The organism is Nostoc sp. GT001, from assembly GCF_030382115.1.
GTDB lineage: Bacteria > Cyanobacteriota > Cyanobacteriia > Cyanobacteriales > Nostocaceae > Nostoc.
On record NZ_JAUDRJ010000003.1, the window covers coordinates 2022703 to 2035379 of the forward strand.

Annotated in this window: 11 protein-coding genes; 4 read left to right on the plus strand and 7 right to left on the minus strand. The window is 41.5% G+C overall.

The window, feature by feature from the left end:
- Nucleotides 1-190: 190 nt before the first annotated feature.
- Together QUD05_RS11450 and QUD05_RS11455 are read right to left on the minus strand one after the other, a co-directional pair.
- On the minus strand, nucleotides 191-877 hold the full coding sequence (locus QUD05_RS11450) for a DUF6875 domain-containing protein (protein ID WP_289796151.1): 687 nt from the start codon (nucleotides 875-877) through the stop codon (nucleotides 191-193).
- Nucleotides 878-1788: 911 nt separating this feature from the next.
- The gene (locus QUD05_RS11455; protein ID WP_289796152.1) at nucleotides 1789-3438 is read right to left on the minus strand and encodes an alpha/beta hydrolase; all 1650 of its coding nucleotides are present in this window, start codon (nucleotides 3436-3438) and stop codon (nucleotides 1789-1791) included.
- A 575-nt stretch (nucleotides 3439-4013) separates the two neighbouring features.
- Between QUD05_RS11455 and QUD05_RS11460 the strand changes: the two genes are divergently transcribed.
- Nucleotides 4014-4466 (plus strand): hypothetical protein, encoded by a 453-nt coding sequence (locus QUD05_RS11460; protein WP_289796154.1) that lies wholly within the window; start codon nucleotides 4014-4016, stop codon nucleotides 4464-4466.
- A 148-nt stretch (nucleotides 4467-4614) separates the two neighbouring features.
- Here the strand turns inward: QUD05_RS11460 and QUD05_RS11465 are convergent, their stop codons facing one another.
- Nucleotides 4615-5667 (minus strand): M28 family peptidase, encoded by a 1053-nt coding sequence (locus QUD05_RS11465; protein ID WP_289796155.1) that lies wholly within the window; start codon nucleotides 5665-5667, stop codon nucleotides 4615-4617.
- 828 nt (nucleotides 5668-6495) lie between these two features.
- On the opposite strand from QUD05_RS11465, the gene QUD05_RS11470 reads away from it, so the two are divergent.
- A complete protein-coding gene (locus QUD05_RS11470; RefSeq protein WP_289796156.1) occupies nucleotides 6496-6810 on the plus strand; it encodes a hypothetical protein in 315 nt (104 codons plus the stop codon).
- Nucleotides 6811-7142: 332 nt separating this feature from the next.
- Here QUD05_RS11470 and QUD05_RS11475 read toward each other — a convergent pair whose 3' ends face one another.
- The 4 genes from QUD05_RS11475 to QUD05_RS11490 form a co-directional block, all read right to left on the minus strand.
- A complete protein-coding gene (locus QUD05_RS11475) occupies nucleotides 7143-8234 on the minus strand; it encodes an ABC transporter ATP-binding protein (protein WP_289796157.1) in 1092 nt (363 codons plus the stop codon).
- 234 nt (nucleotides 8235-8468) lie between these two features.
- Nucleotides 8469-9353 carry a carbohydrate ABC transporter permease gene (locus QUD05_RS11480; protein WP_289796158.1) on the minus strand — a complete coding sequence of 295 codons (885 nt, stop codon included), beginning with the start codon at nucleotides 9351-9353 and terminating at the stop codon, nucleotides 8469-8471.
- A gap of 3 nt (nucleotides 9354-9356) precedes the next feature.
- Entirely contained in the window at nucleotides 9357-10268 is a 912-nt protein-coding gene (locus tag QUD05_RS11485) for a carbohydrate ABC transporter permease (protein ID WP_289796159.1), read from the minus strand.
- A gap of 13 nt (nucleotides 10269-10281) precedes the next feature.
- The gene (locus tag QUD05_RS11490; protein WP_289796160.1) at nucleotides 10282-11631 is read right to left on the minus strand and encodes an ABC transporter substrate-binding protein; all 1350 of its coding nucleotides are present in this window, start codon (nucleotides 11629-11631) and stop codon (nucleotides 10282-10284) included.
- 213 nt (nucleotides 11632-11844) lie between these two features.
- Between QUD05_RS11490 and QUD05_RS11495 the strand changes: the two genes are divergently transcribed.
- The gene (locus QUD05_RS11495) at nucleotides 11845-12048 is read left to right on the plus strand and encodes a hypothetical protein (protein WP_289796161.1); all 204 of its coding nucleotides are present in this window, start codon (nucleotides 11845-11847) and stop codon (nucleotides 12046-12048) included.
- Nucleotides 12049-12220: 172 nt separating this feature from the next.
- Nucleotides 12221-12652, plus strand: a complete 432-nt coding sequence (locus tag QUD05_RS11500; RefSeq protein WP_289796162.1) for a hypothetical protein — start codon at nucleotides 12221-12223, stop codon at nucleotides 12650-12652.
- The last annotated feature ends 25 nt before the right edge of the window (nucleotides 12653-12677 follow it).

The window sequence follows — 12677 nt, forward strand, 5'->3', positions numbered from 1 at the left end:
TTAGCGATCGCTTCTACTATAGTACGATAATTTATATCCTGATGACGATTTGATGCTATCTGCACTGAGCAATTGCAACTAGCAGTAAATTCGTCATTTTTATCCCACTTATTTAAAGGTGCAGTGAATTGACAAGACTGTTAATACTCCATACCTATGTTCAATCACTAGCACTGAATTCAAACATTTGTTATATATAAGAACTCACCAAATTTTCTTGTTTAATTTGTTCTTTTGCTAAAGCCAATGCTAGATGAGCATTTTTAAACTTTGTTTCATCTGTAAATTTATGCTCAAAATTCTTTAAATAAGCTTCTAAATACCGAATACGTAAGTGTGGGTCGGCCGGATTCTGAAGAAAGGGGAGGTCAGCTTCAACCATGAACCGGATAGCCAACAAGGGGATAGGGCTACGAAGTGGACGGAATTTTGGGTTGTGTAGACCAGGACAGTCATTACGTTTATGAAATTCTCCGATCATCAGTCCTGACTCAACAAACAAAGGTTTAAGTTTTTGTTGGACACTATCTATTACTTTAGAAGCGTCTTCTATATGGATGTCAGGAAAAATAAGTAAAAAAGCTTTATTCATTGCTAATGTCTGCTCTTTAGCATCTATTTGCAGAAATATATCTCGATACCGTCCAACAATCTCTTCTAATTGTTCTGGATACAAATCTTTTGTATGAATAACTGCTAGACGAATACTATTTGATTTGAGAGAGTAAGGTACAAAGGGGCAAACTGCGCCGGGTCTACCTAAGTTAGGATGAGACCTTCCTAAAAAATTTTTCACCCACTCCATAATTTCAATTAAGGCAGAAAGGTCTTCATGTTGCTGGAGTTGTTCAATTTCACGAGTTGTATAGAGTTGCATAGGCTTGAGTGAAATGAAATAATTGTTTAATTCTGAATCCCAAATTAGTTTTACCTACAGATATATTGCAAAACTAATTATTTAAGTAAATAAAACAAGCCCTTTGTTGTTGATTTTTGGTTTATCTGTGGCTTGCAGAAGATAACAACGATCTCCCATTTGGTTTCGTGAACTTAAAATAAGTTACCTCAATACATACACAAACATATTTCGCATCAAATAACTTGTTTTCATTTGTTTTGAAATTAGTTTGTAATATGTTAGCTTCAGAAGTAATATTTGAATCTTGAAACACGTGTAGGGCGTGCTACGCTTTGTTAACACACCCTACAATTGCTTGACAGATTTTTTCAAAAACAATTTACGATTTCTATAGTATACGTATGTATCATCATTATTCGGCATCTGCTCCTAGTTTTTTACACTCTTAAGCTTCTGTTATTTTTATGAACACATTATAAATTTTATGTGTAAATAGTTATTTTTACTGTAAAAATTTGGTGTAGATTCAACAGCAAGTTTAGGGTTACTATCAAGGTAATATACTTGTAGTAAGTAAAAAGTTTACATAGAATTGGTATAAGGCTAATTATATAAGCTGTATATTAATCACAGCATATTTGGTTTAAAAATAAAAATCAAAGGGGAAGGCAGAATCAGCGGCGACTTCTACCGTTTATATCCCTATTCTTAAGTAAGCTACTCACAAAATTAAATATTTTAGGACTTACAGTACTATACCAATTACCCATAATATGCATTGAGTCAAATTTATATTTTAGGTGCTGATTGCAACCCCGATTTTGCTGCATATTTACTGTTTTGGGTGTTAGACATGGCTCCAAAGCCCAAAATTAGTATAGTCAATATGTATGATACGTAAGTCCTATATTTGTTTAATTGGAAGTCTCTTATTTCTCAACAAATTCTTTCACCACTGCCATAGCATCAGGCGGAATCTGCGTAATTAGACGGAATGGAAATGCGGCAGTTGAAGCAAACTGAGCATAGTCTGGTGTCAGGAAGATAGCATAGTTTTTAGCTTCTGGAGTCATCTGGAAAGCAAAGGCCAAGGTTAGAGCTTTAACGTACTTGCGAACATCTGCTGCTTGTTCACCGACAACTTCACCGCCACTAATCGGTGTATTTGGTTGTCCGATCTGATCTAATGTGGTGCTGGGGTCTTTGACACTGAGATGAGTACCCCCAATTATACCAACTAGCGATTTTGGGGATGGGATTTTTTCAAATCCGACAATTTGTTCAGTTAAAGCTGGGGTGGTTTTATCGGCGGAACCTGCTAACACGATGGTAGGAACTTGTATTTTAGTTAACCCAGTTTCGCCAAAAATCAGAGAAGTTGTCGGATTGAAAGCGATCGCTTGTTTGATTCTGGGATCTCGTAGTTGATAGCTATTTTCTGGTAGTTCTTGAGCGATGCACTGCATATTTTCTCCCAAACTCAAGATAGTCAGGTTCTTTTTACAGCGTTGTTTGAGACGTTCTAGTTGTAACTCGGCTCCAGCAAGCGCTAAAGCTGTACCACCACCAAAAGAATAGCCAACAACCATCGCGTTTGTAGTTGCAAGTTTCCCTTGCAGGGGATGATTAGCTGTTTGGTTGAGTTTTGCTAATTCGTCGAGGACAAAACTAATATCTTGAGGGCGATTTAAAAACTCTTGAGGCTTCATAACTCTGGTTTTGCCTTGTAATGCTAAATCAATATTTGCCGCATTACTACCGGGATGTTCTAAAGCTGCTACTACATAACCGTGGGATGCTAAATGTTCTGCTAAGTAACGCAAGTCCGTGCGGACTGACGCGAAACCGTGAGAAAAGACAATTACGGGTTTGTCGGGAGTTGCAGCAGTTGACCAGTAAATATCAACTGGAATTTTGCGGTCGCGCTTTTGATCGTTCAGATTTAAGTTGAGTATTTTTACTTGGGCGCTTCCTGGTTGGCTGGGATCAAAAGGGAAAGCAATCTGCGGTGTTCTCGGATGTGCTGTTATGGGGTCGAGTTGGGGAGCGATCGCTAACATGAATTGCTGGGTACGCCAAAAAGCTGTATTTAAATTCCCTGCAACAGCGAAAGCCTTTGGCAAATCAATTTCTAAGCGTTTACTGGGATAAGCAGCAATAAAACTCAGTATAGAAAGACCTTGCGGTGCAGTAGAACCTAATACCAATCCTGCCCTCAGTGCTTGTACCCCAGCTTTGTCTTTTCGGGCTAAGGCTGTAGCGAAGTCACTGAGAATAGTTGTACCAATCTGCGTATTAATTAACCTATCAAGTGTGACAACATTCATAGGTATATTCATGCCCAGCGCCCCCAAGAAGAAGCGGCGTTGTTCTTCAGATAAAGACTGTAAACTCCCAGGCAATTCCCCTGTTTTTACAGCCTTTTGCAACTCAGTAACAGAGATGGATTCTGTAAATAAACCGAAACGCATAACAACTGTGTCAGCTGCAATGGCCGAAGTATTTGTCCCGAACTGTGTAAGTGCGATGGCGCTAAAAAAACCTGCAACTGTCTTAAGACTTCTCCAACTTTTTCCCATAAACTTTTATACCAATTGTTACTTACGGGAATATAACGGATATTTGTGTATTTGACTACCCCAATAATTGTCTAGAAATAAAAGTAAATTTTTTCTTAACTTGATGGCAATGTCTACGACGGTCACATAGCTCTGTCGTACCACTTGCCTACGGCACCACGAACTTAGAAGCAAGTTACGCGTCGCGCCTTGTAGAGAAGTACGGACTACGACTATGGTCTAATCTCCTCAAAGCATCTGCTAATGCAAACAAAGCCATATTACAAGCATACAAAAGTAACGAATTGTAGAATTCATCACAATTCAAAATTTGAGCATCAATCAGTGTTAACAGCCACAAAAGCTCGATTGTTTCNNNGCTAGGTTTAATACTGTAACGAGCTACTAGAACAGGAGAACGCATCTACAATCTGCAATTTTATTTGACAGGGAAATTTAACCAACTGCTTAATGTTTTGTCTTTGCTCTTTAAAACGTTTTGCAGAGGTGTTGCAGGTGAATAGTCTGATTGCTGTAGCTGCAAGATCGTTACTCATCAAATTCTACCAGCCGCATCAACAATTTTTCTTGGCTTTATGCGTCGCAGACTCCCATATATTTTAATTTTTCTGCTCTCTCTGAGTATTATTACACTGTGGTGNGCTGTGAATGATTCTGATTGCAATTTCGAGGCTTTTATCGCATCAAAAACTACAAAATTTCAAGTACATGCTACTAAGGTTATTGTTCAGCCGTGGCGTGGTCGTCACCATGTATATGGAATATTTATGATTCCTGATGAATACAAACAAGCTCCATTTTTTGTGTTAACAGTCCAAGGTGCTGGTAGTTACTGTTCAAAACAATTTGGTCATAAACAAAACTTTGATGATATCTTTGCTGAACCAGGAACTTATCTGGTAAAGAAGCCGATTAGAACTCGAAAAACTCTGCGGCTCATTCTTCAAGGTTTATATTCTCAGGTGAATGATAAAAATAATTGGACGTTGACTTTCCCTGAACCAAAAGCTAGTCAAAATAATTCTTGAAGAAGAATTCAGAAGTCAGAATTCAGAAGTCAGAATAAATCAGTCGGGGATTCAAACCCGCGACTGATAGCGTAGCGTTAGCGAGTCGTACAAAATTCATTCTGAATTCTGACTCCTGACTCCTGAATTCTGTTTGATAATTTATCAATTAGCTTAGTGGTTGAGTTTCCAAAACCTGGTCTTTTTCTAATAAGGTACTAGTCGCATTAACTACAATTTGTGCTGCTCCAGTGAAGAACGATCGCTCGATAGTCGCTGGTACATCGCTAGGTTCATGATAGTGCGGAGTACGTAAATTTGCGGTATCTGTCACTAGCACAGCACCCACACCTTGATACCAAAACGGTGCATGGTCGCTGCGTAGGGTATCTGGTGTCAGTAAACCTTTAAAAGGAATTGGTAGTGTTAGAACTGCTGGCATTGATTCTTCTTTATTCAGGGCGGTTGAGGGGATGTTTTGTGAGTTTTGAAAGGCATTCAACAAAGACAAATGTTCTGTATCACCAACTACCACTAAAAAATCGCCCTTGTCACTAGGTGGCGTAACAGGCAATCCAGCAGGGTATTTCTGGCATCCAGAAGTGTAACAAGCGTAACCTACCATATCCATAACGATCGCTCCGCCTAAATTTTGCAGGCGTGCTGTCTTACTCACAAAAGCCTGACTACCCAAAAGTCCTGCTTCCTCTTGGTCAAAAAAAGCTAGCTGTAACGTCCGTGGCGTAGGACGAGAACCGAGTAACCGGGCGACTTCCAGCACTACAGCTACACCACTAGCATTATCATCAGCACCAGGGGAAGAGGCAACAGTGTCGTAATGCGCTGCTACAAGAATTGCTTTCGCGGCTTTATTAGTTCCTGGACGTTCGGCAAAAATATTCACACCGTCAGAGAACTTTTCTAATTTAGGTTTCCAGCCAGCTTTTTTCAGTTCAGCTGTAATATAAATGCGAGTAAGCGATCGCTCTTTTGGGGTGTAGCGCTGAAAATTCAACTTTTGGATATGGTTTAACAGCTTGTCAGTAGACACTTGCGGGGTAATGTCAACTTCCCTTGACTTTGGCTGTGATTCGAGTGTTTTCACTGGAATCCGCTCAACAATTGTCGGTGAGGGACGCTGTTCAAAAAACGTGCTACCTCTGCTACCCAACACGGCAACCGTCATCAGCACCAACAGCATCAGCCAAATCCATTTTCTCATCTGATTTATCCTTGGCTTCCTGACTTAGGGTAGCGCAAATCAACCTTGGTGAGGACAAGAGGGTTATGTCAGAAGTATTCAGGCAACAGGTGTTAGTGTTTGCCTTGTTTAAGACAGATCAATTCATGAGTTAAACTTCTCTACCTTCTGATGTAATTCCTCTAGTTCAGAGTAATCAGGGTTATGCGAAGCGCCTGAAACGACCAAATATCATAATCCACATCATGGTTGATTTATAGATTGGTAAGTAGTTTTAGTTCTTTAGTGATATCTACTGCTTTGCGAGTGATAAGTCTGGTAACTTTTAGAACGTCTAGCAAACCTCCGCTAACACTTACGACATCTAATAATTCAGATTCGGGAATTATTTTTCTTACCAGCTTCACTCTTGATAAAGATTAGTTACTTATCTTCAATATTTTGATTAAATAATATTGCTTTTACGCCGATCTCACTCCCTTAATCCTTACTTTATATCGCTAAAACTACTGCTTTATCTACTTTATAACCTTTCATTCTTTTGTTAAAAAAGATGTTGGATTTACGGTAAATATTAAAAATCTTGGGTGCGATCGCTGTTTAATTACCACAAAAAAATAAGTATACCGAAAGGAGTATTTCAAAAAAATAAGTAAGATTGTAATATCAAGCAATAAACATTCTATCAGATCATCAATTTTCCTTGACAGTTAATCCTGCCCTTACTAAATTCGTGATATATAGGCGTTAGAGGCAATCACAGGTACACTCAATTCGTACCTCATTTTTAATAGCTGGAGAATGTTTAGATATCGCTAGTCATTTGGTTTTTTCAAGGAGGAAAGTTTTATGAATTTTTTGAAAAAATACTCCAATTTAACTATCCGTGTAATATGTTTAGAAATTTTATTTATTGCACCTGCTTTAGCTGATGAATGTTCATCAAATCAGCGAGCGCCTTTGCCAGGATGTGTTTCAGCAGAATATATTAGTGGTGGAACTGTTATAACTAATAACTGTCCTTATACAGTTACTATAAAAGTTGATATAGCTAACAGTTCCGATAAACGGGTAGACGTTGGTCCCAACGGAGGAAGAACTGTAGTTGGTGTTGGCGGTAGGTTTCAGTTGTTTTGCTGTCCCAGATATAATAAATGTGCTTAACAATACCTTCACCGAAAAAGAGTACGAAGAGATAGAGTTATCGGCAACTTTTGGTGATGATGAAAGGTTACGCGCTTTAATGCAGAAGGCAAAAGGTTTTAAAGATTTTGTCTGTCGTTATGGAACTAGTGACAAAGGTTCAAATCTAATCCTAAGCGCATCACACGCAATCAATCGACCATTGCCTCCACATCCGTAAATAACACCTCGTAGAACCTCGCGTAGCACGAGGTTTATTTTTGGGATTGGCAGAGGCCAAAAAATAACATTTTTTGGAGAAGTCATTTGACCTGTATTGTAGAGACGGCGATTCATCGCATCTCTTGCTTGCGTTAACTTAACATTTGTCTCTTAACAAGAGCATGGCCAGATTGCACATCAAACCAGTGAATATCTTCAGGGGGCAATGCTAATGTAATATCCTCATTACTCCAATTTTGGTCTGTTGGCAACAAAGCACGTACCGTAATTGCTCCAGTTTGTGAACCCTCAACCCTGACACTAACCAAATAGTGCATACCCAAATTTTCTACTAAAAACACTCGCCCTTGAATAGTCTGGGTATCACCTGGTTGAGCAATGCGGACATTTTCTGGGCGGATTCCCAGAACAATCTGCGGTGGTACAGTTGGTATATTTGGGAGAAGTATTTGGAAATTACCCAAGATTGCGTATTGTCCCTTACAAGGTAAAGTCAACAAATTCATTTGCGGACTACCAACAAATCCAGCCACAAATAGATTAGCGGGATGGTTATAGATGCGGTCAGGCGGGTCGAGTTGCTGGACATAGCCATCGTTGAGCAATGCAACTTTCGTAGAGAGCGTCATCGCTTCAGTTTGGTCGTGGGTAACGTAGACAACTGGCACTTTTTGGGCGGCAAAAATTTGCTTGATATCGGCTCGGACTCTTTCCCGCAATAGTGCATCCAGGTTACTTAAAGGTTCATCCAGCAGGTAGACATCGGCATTACGCACCAAAGCACGACCGACAGCAACCCGTTGCCGTTGACCTCCAGACATCTGACCAGGCTTACGGTTCATTAACTCTGCTAATCCTAAAACTTCTGCCACTTCTGCCACTCGCTGTTTAATTTCTGTCGGTGGTACTTTTTTCAGCTTCAGTCCAGAAGCGAGGTTTTCGTACACCGTCATGTGGGGATAGAGTGCATAACTTTGAAACACCATTGCAATATTGCGATCGGCTGCTCGTTTATAGGTGACATCTACATCCCCAATCTGGATCTGACCGCGAGTCGGTTCTTCAAGACCCGCAATCATGCGTAGGACGGTGGATTTGCCACAGCCAGAAGGTCCAAGTAAAGTGAGAAACTCATGGTTATCTACAGTTAAGCTAACGTCTTTAACAGGGACGACTTTAGGACTGTAGGTTTTATTCAAGTTTTTAAGTTCGAGTTTAGCCATTTTTCATTTTTCATTTGTCATTTTTCATTTGTCATTCGTCATTTGTCGCTTGTACTGAGCGAAGCCGTTAACGTGGTCACTGAGCTTAGTCGAAGTGCAGCCTCTCGTAGAGAAGTATTGGTCAGAAATTATTATTCTCCTCTCTGCTTCCCCTGCTCCTCGGTCACTGAGCGTAGCCGAAGTGCTGCTTCCCCTGCTCCTCGGTCACTGAGCGTAGCCGAAGTGCTGCTTCCCCTATCCCTTGACAGCACCAGCGGTAAGACCTTGGACAATCCGGCGCTGGAAAAACAAAACTAGTAAAATCAGGGGTAATGTCCCGATGACAGTTGCAGCAGCGATCGAGCCATAGGGAATTTCATATATTGTCGCACCACCCAACTGAGCCGCAGCAACGGGAATTGTCTTCAACTCTTCACGAGTCATAAACGTGAGAGCAAAAATAAACTCGTTCCAAGCAAAAATAAAAGTGAGGATTCCAGTAGTAACTAAGGCGGGAAGGGTCATGGGTAGCACGATTTGCCACAGTAGTTGAAAAGTGTTGTAGCCATCGACCCTAGCAGAATCTTCCAAGTCTTTTGGTAATTGTTCAAAAAAGCTTTTAAGTACTAAAATTGTTAGCGGCAAATTGATCGCAGTATAGGGTATAATCAGCGCAAGATAATTATTGCCCAATTTCAGCGCTTGGATAATTTCTAATAGTCCTAAGAACAAGAGAATTCCAGGAAATAAGGTAACAATTAAAATACTGGCGAGGATAACTTTTTCACCCCAAGGGTGTAACCGTGCCAGGGCATAAGCCGCAGGTGCGCCGATCGCTAAAGCTACAGCGGTAGAAGTAATCGACACAAAAGCGCTGTTGAAGATGTAGCGCCAAAATGGCCGACGGGTGAATAACTCAATGTAGTGATTGAAAGTGAATCGTGTGGGGAAATAGACAGTAGGAACGGCGGCAATATCCTCATTCACTTTAAACGAGGTCAGCAATTGCCATAGGGCTGGTGCTAGGCTAAATAGCACTATTAATACAACTATGATAAACAGCAAGATTTTTTTCAGAGAAAACTTGGTTCCCCCTGTTCGTTTTGGAGTCGTTGAAACTGTTTGGGGAGTTACACTCATAAGCTAAATGGCTCCTGATGTTTTGGCACGGTATTTGTTAAGTAAGAAACTAGCGATCGCCACCGCCGCAATTAATATTAAGAATGTCACTACTACCAGGGCTGCTCCATAACCAAAATCTAAGTAGCGCATCACCGTAGAGTAAATGTACAATGACACCACTTCCGTAGCGCCACCAGGGCCGCCCCCGGTCATCACAGCAACCAAGTCAAAAATTCCGAAAGCTTGAGCAAACCGAAATAGCACTGCAATTAATATCTGCGGCAGCAGCAATGGCAGGGTAATATTACGGAAACTTTGCCAAGCAGTTGCCCCATCAACCGAGTAAGCTTCATAGAGGTCTTGTGATATCGACTGCAACCCAGCTAGCAATAGGATACTGATAAACGGTGTAGTTTTCCAAACATCAGCAAAAACCAGTGCGATCATCGCCAGCGTTGGCTCTCCTAACCAATTAATTCCAGTCTTAATCAGCCCTAAGCGCAGCAGAATATCGTTCACAACCCCAAACTGGTCGTTAAAAATCCAAGACCACGCCAGACCAATTAGAGAAGTAGGCAAAGCCCAAGGGATAATGGCAGTTGTACGCACTATGCCTCGCCCAACAAACGCCTGATTGAGAACAAGGGCAATCCCCAGTCCTAGCAGTAATTCTGAGATGACCGATGCTGTTGTGAATACGGTTGTCGCCCACAAACTCTGCCAAAAACGACCATCCCCCGCCATCCGCACATAATTCTCTAAACCAGAGAATACAGGTTGTAACTCTGTTCCCAAATTTCTAGTAAATACGCTTAACCAAAATGCTCGTAAAATCGGGTAGGCAAATACAAACAACAACAGCAGCAATGCGGGTGTTAATAAAATCCAGGCTGTCTGTTGTTCTCGATTTCTAAGTGTATGTAAATTTGTCATTTGTCATTTGTCATTAGTTATTCTCCCCCTGCTCCCTGCCCCCCTGCCTCCTGCCCCCTGCCGCCAGCAGTCGGCGTGTTTCCGCAGCAGCAGCTTGCATTGCTCGTTCAGGATTCATTCGACCGGATAATGCGGCGCTGAGATAACGCTGTAAAATATCTGATGTCTGAGCATATTGCGCGATCGGTGGGCGTAAAACTGCATTGTCCACGACCTGCAATAACTGCGGATAGTGGGGGTATTTAGCAACAATCCCTGGATCTGTAAACAGTTCCCGGCGACTTGGTACATAACCTGCACTGAAAATGAATCGGCGTTGTGCTTCCCGACTAGTAAAATACTTTATTGCTTTCCAAGCTTCTTCAGGATGTTGAGAAGATTTCGCAATCCCTAAACCCCAGCCACCTAGACAAGCCGCTCCCGTCTTACCAGGAGCATGAACCATCGGTTTAATCGCTATTTTGCCCCGAATTGGCGAATTTTCTGCCTGTGCTAAAGGCCACGCATAGGGCCAACTACGTAAAAACGCTACTTGACCACTTTGAAACAAGCGCCGGGTGTCTTCTTCTTGATAGGTTGTGACTCCAGGAGGAGAAACGCCTTCGCTGATGGTACTACGTAGAAACTCAATGGCTTGTAATGTTTCTGGTCGATCTAGTCCAACTTCGAGGGTGTCGGGTTTAACCCAGAAGCCACCAAAGCCATCGAGGATTTCTGCAAACATCGCCACAAGTCCTTCATATTGGCGACCTTGCCAAACATAGCCCCAATTCACCTGCTTTTTCTTCTGCAAAACTTGGGAAATTCTAATCAAATCATCAAAGGTTTCTGGTGGTTTCAATCCCGCTTGTTTGATTAAATCTTCTCGGTAGTAGAGCATTCCCACGTCGGAACGCACTGGAATGCGGTACAGCTGGTTTTGATAACGTCCCCCTTCTACATCCTGGGGTGAAAATGCTGCCAACTCCTCTTTAGAAATGCGATCGCCTAAAGGTAGCAACCATCCAGCAGCAGCAAACTTGGATGTCCAGATCACATCCATATTAATCAGGTCATAAGGGGATTCACCTAAGATAAAAGATGAGGTATACAAGTCTTCGAGCAAATTTGTGGCATTCGGCCCTTCAACTAGGTTAATGCGAATACCAGGGTTCTCAGCCTCGAAGTCTCTAATTAAACCCTGCCTCCAAGGTTGGGCATCAGGAGCAGTCATTAACAGATTGAGGGTAACTGGTTGCTGCGAGAGTGCTACCCAACTGAACAATATGATGCTCAAGAGAGTTGCGAAAAAAACTCCTATATGCAGATAACTTTGTTTTTGAATGAATTTTTGCAAATTGTTTATTGGCTTTCGGTACAACATTATTAATGTAGCGATCGCTAGTAGTAATCCTTAGGAAAGAAAAACATAAAATATCTCAAAAAAGATTATTCTGTATTATTTTTTTACGGCTTAATCAGTAGGTCGGCATAAATATTTGTTGTTGGAATGAGGCAGTAAGCAGATCGCTTTTAGCGTCTCCCCGTGGGAGAAAGTAGAAGTCAGGAGATAAAAGGGTTTTAGCCTCATTTATTTTTGACTCACATCGCCGACCGCGAAAGCGATATGTATGAGGAATTTGCCACAGTCCCAAATCACGACAATCATATGCTGGTCAGAGCGCGCATTGACCGTCGCCTTGTGGGAAAAACTCAATCACTGTATACATACTTAAATCAACAGCCCAGCGAGGGGACTTATACAGTAGATGTGCGTAGCCTACCAGGAGAGAGGCTTTGAGTTTTATTCCCCTTCCCTGTCTTCGACACGCTGCGCGAATGTAGGGAAGGGGTTAGGGGTTAGGTCTGTATTCCATTCAACCGCAAACCGTTATAATATGTGCTTTTTTCTCTGTTGAGAAACTGTTATGCTCAGAAAAATAAGTATAATCTCGTAATATTATTCTTAACTTATGGAACCAGTGACCTTAACAGCCGTAGGAACTGCGATCGCTACTATAGTTTTAACTAAGGCTTTAGAAAAAACAGGCGAAAAGCTGGGAGAAGCAGCATTAGAAAAAAGTAACGAGTTAATCGCAAAGCTACGCCAGAAAAATAAGCTGCCCTTTTTAGCCAATACGTCACAGGAAAATACACAGCAGGCGTTAGATTATGGTCAAGCTGTGTTGGAATTGAAAGCCGCAGCCGATACAGATACCGAAATTGCTCAATCAGTACGGGAAGTAGAAGCAGCTGTAAACGTTGACCCACAAGCAGCCAAGGTTCAGGCTTTAGCAAATGACCTCAACTCACAACCAGCAGGTGCGATCAATAATGCGAAGTTAGCTGAATCTATTAAAAACGTCTTTCAGGGAAATACTTTTATTGGTACTCAGAACTTTTGACTACAGTCGCCCGAACAGGAACGGG

Excerpts from the sequence above, each read along its gene's own strand:
- QUD05_RS11450 (WP_289796151.1), bottom strand. The coding sequence starts at position 877 with ATGCAACTCTATACAACTCGTGAAATTGAACAACTCCAGCAACATGAA.
- QUD05_RS11455 (WP_289796152.1), bottom strand. The coding sequence starts at position 3,438 with ATGGGAAAAAGTTGGAGAAGTCTTAAGACAGTTGCAGGTTTTTTTAGC.
- QUD05_RS11465 (WP_289796155.1), bottom strand. The coding sequence starts at position 5,667 with ATGAGAAAATGGATTTGGCTGATGCTGTTGGTGCTGATGACGGTTGCC.
- QUD05_RS11470 (WP_289796156.1), top strand. The coding sequence starts at position 6,496 with ATGAATTTTTTGAAAAAATACTCCAATTTAACTATCCGTGTAATATGT.
- QUD05_RS11475 (WP_289796157.1), bottom strand. The coding sequence starts at position 8,234 with ATGGCTAAACTCGAACTTAAAAACTTGAATAAAACCTACAGTCCTAAA.
- QUD05_RS11480 (WP_289796158.1), bottom strand. The coding sequence starts at position 9,353 with ATGAGTGTAACTCCCCAAACAGTTTCAACGACTCCAAAACGAACAGGG.
- QUD05_RS11485 (WP_289796159.1), bottom strand. The coding sequence starts at position 10,268 with ATGACAAATTTACATACACTTAGAAATCGAGAACAACAGACAGCCTGG.
- QUD05_RS11490 (WP_289796160.1), bottom strand. The coding sequence starts at position 11,631 with ATGTTGTACCGAAAGCCAATAAACAATTTGCAAAAATTCATTCAAAAA.
- QUD05_RS11500 (WP_289796162.1), top strand. The coding sequence starts at position 12,221 with ATGGAACCAGTGACCTTAACAGCCGTAGGAACTGCGATCGCTACTATA.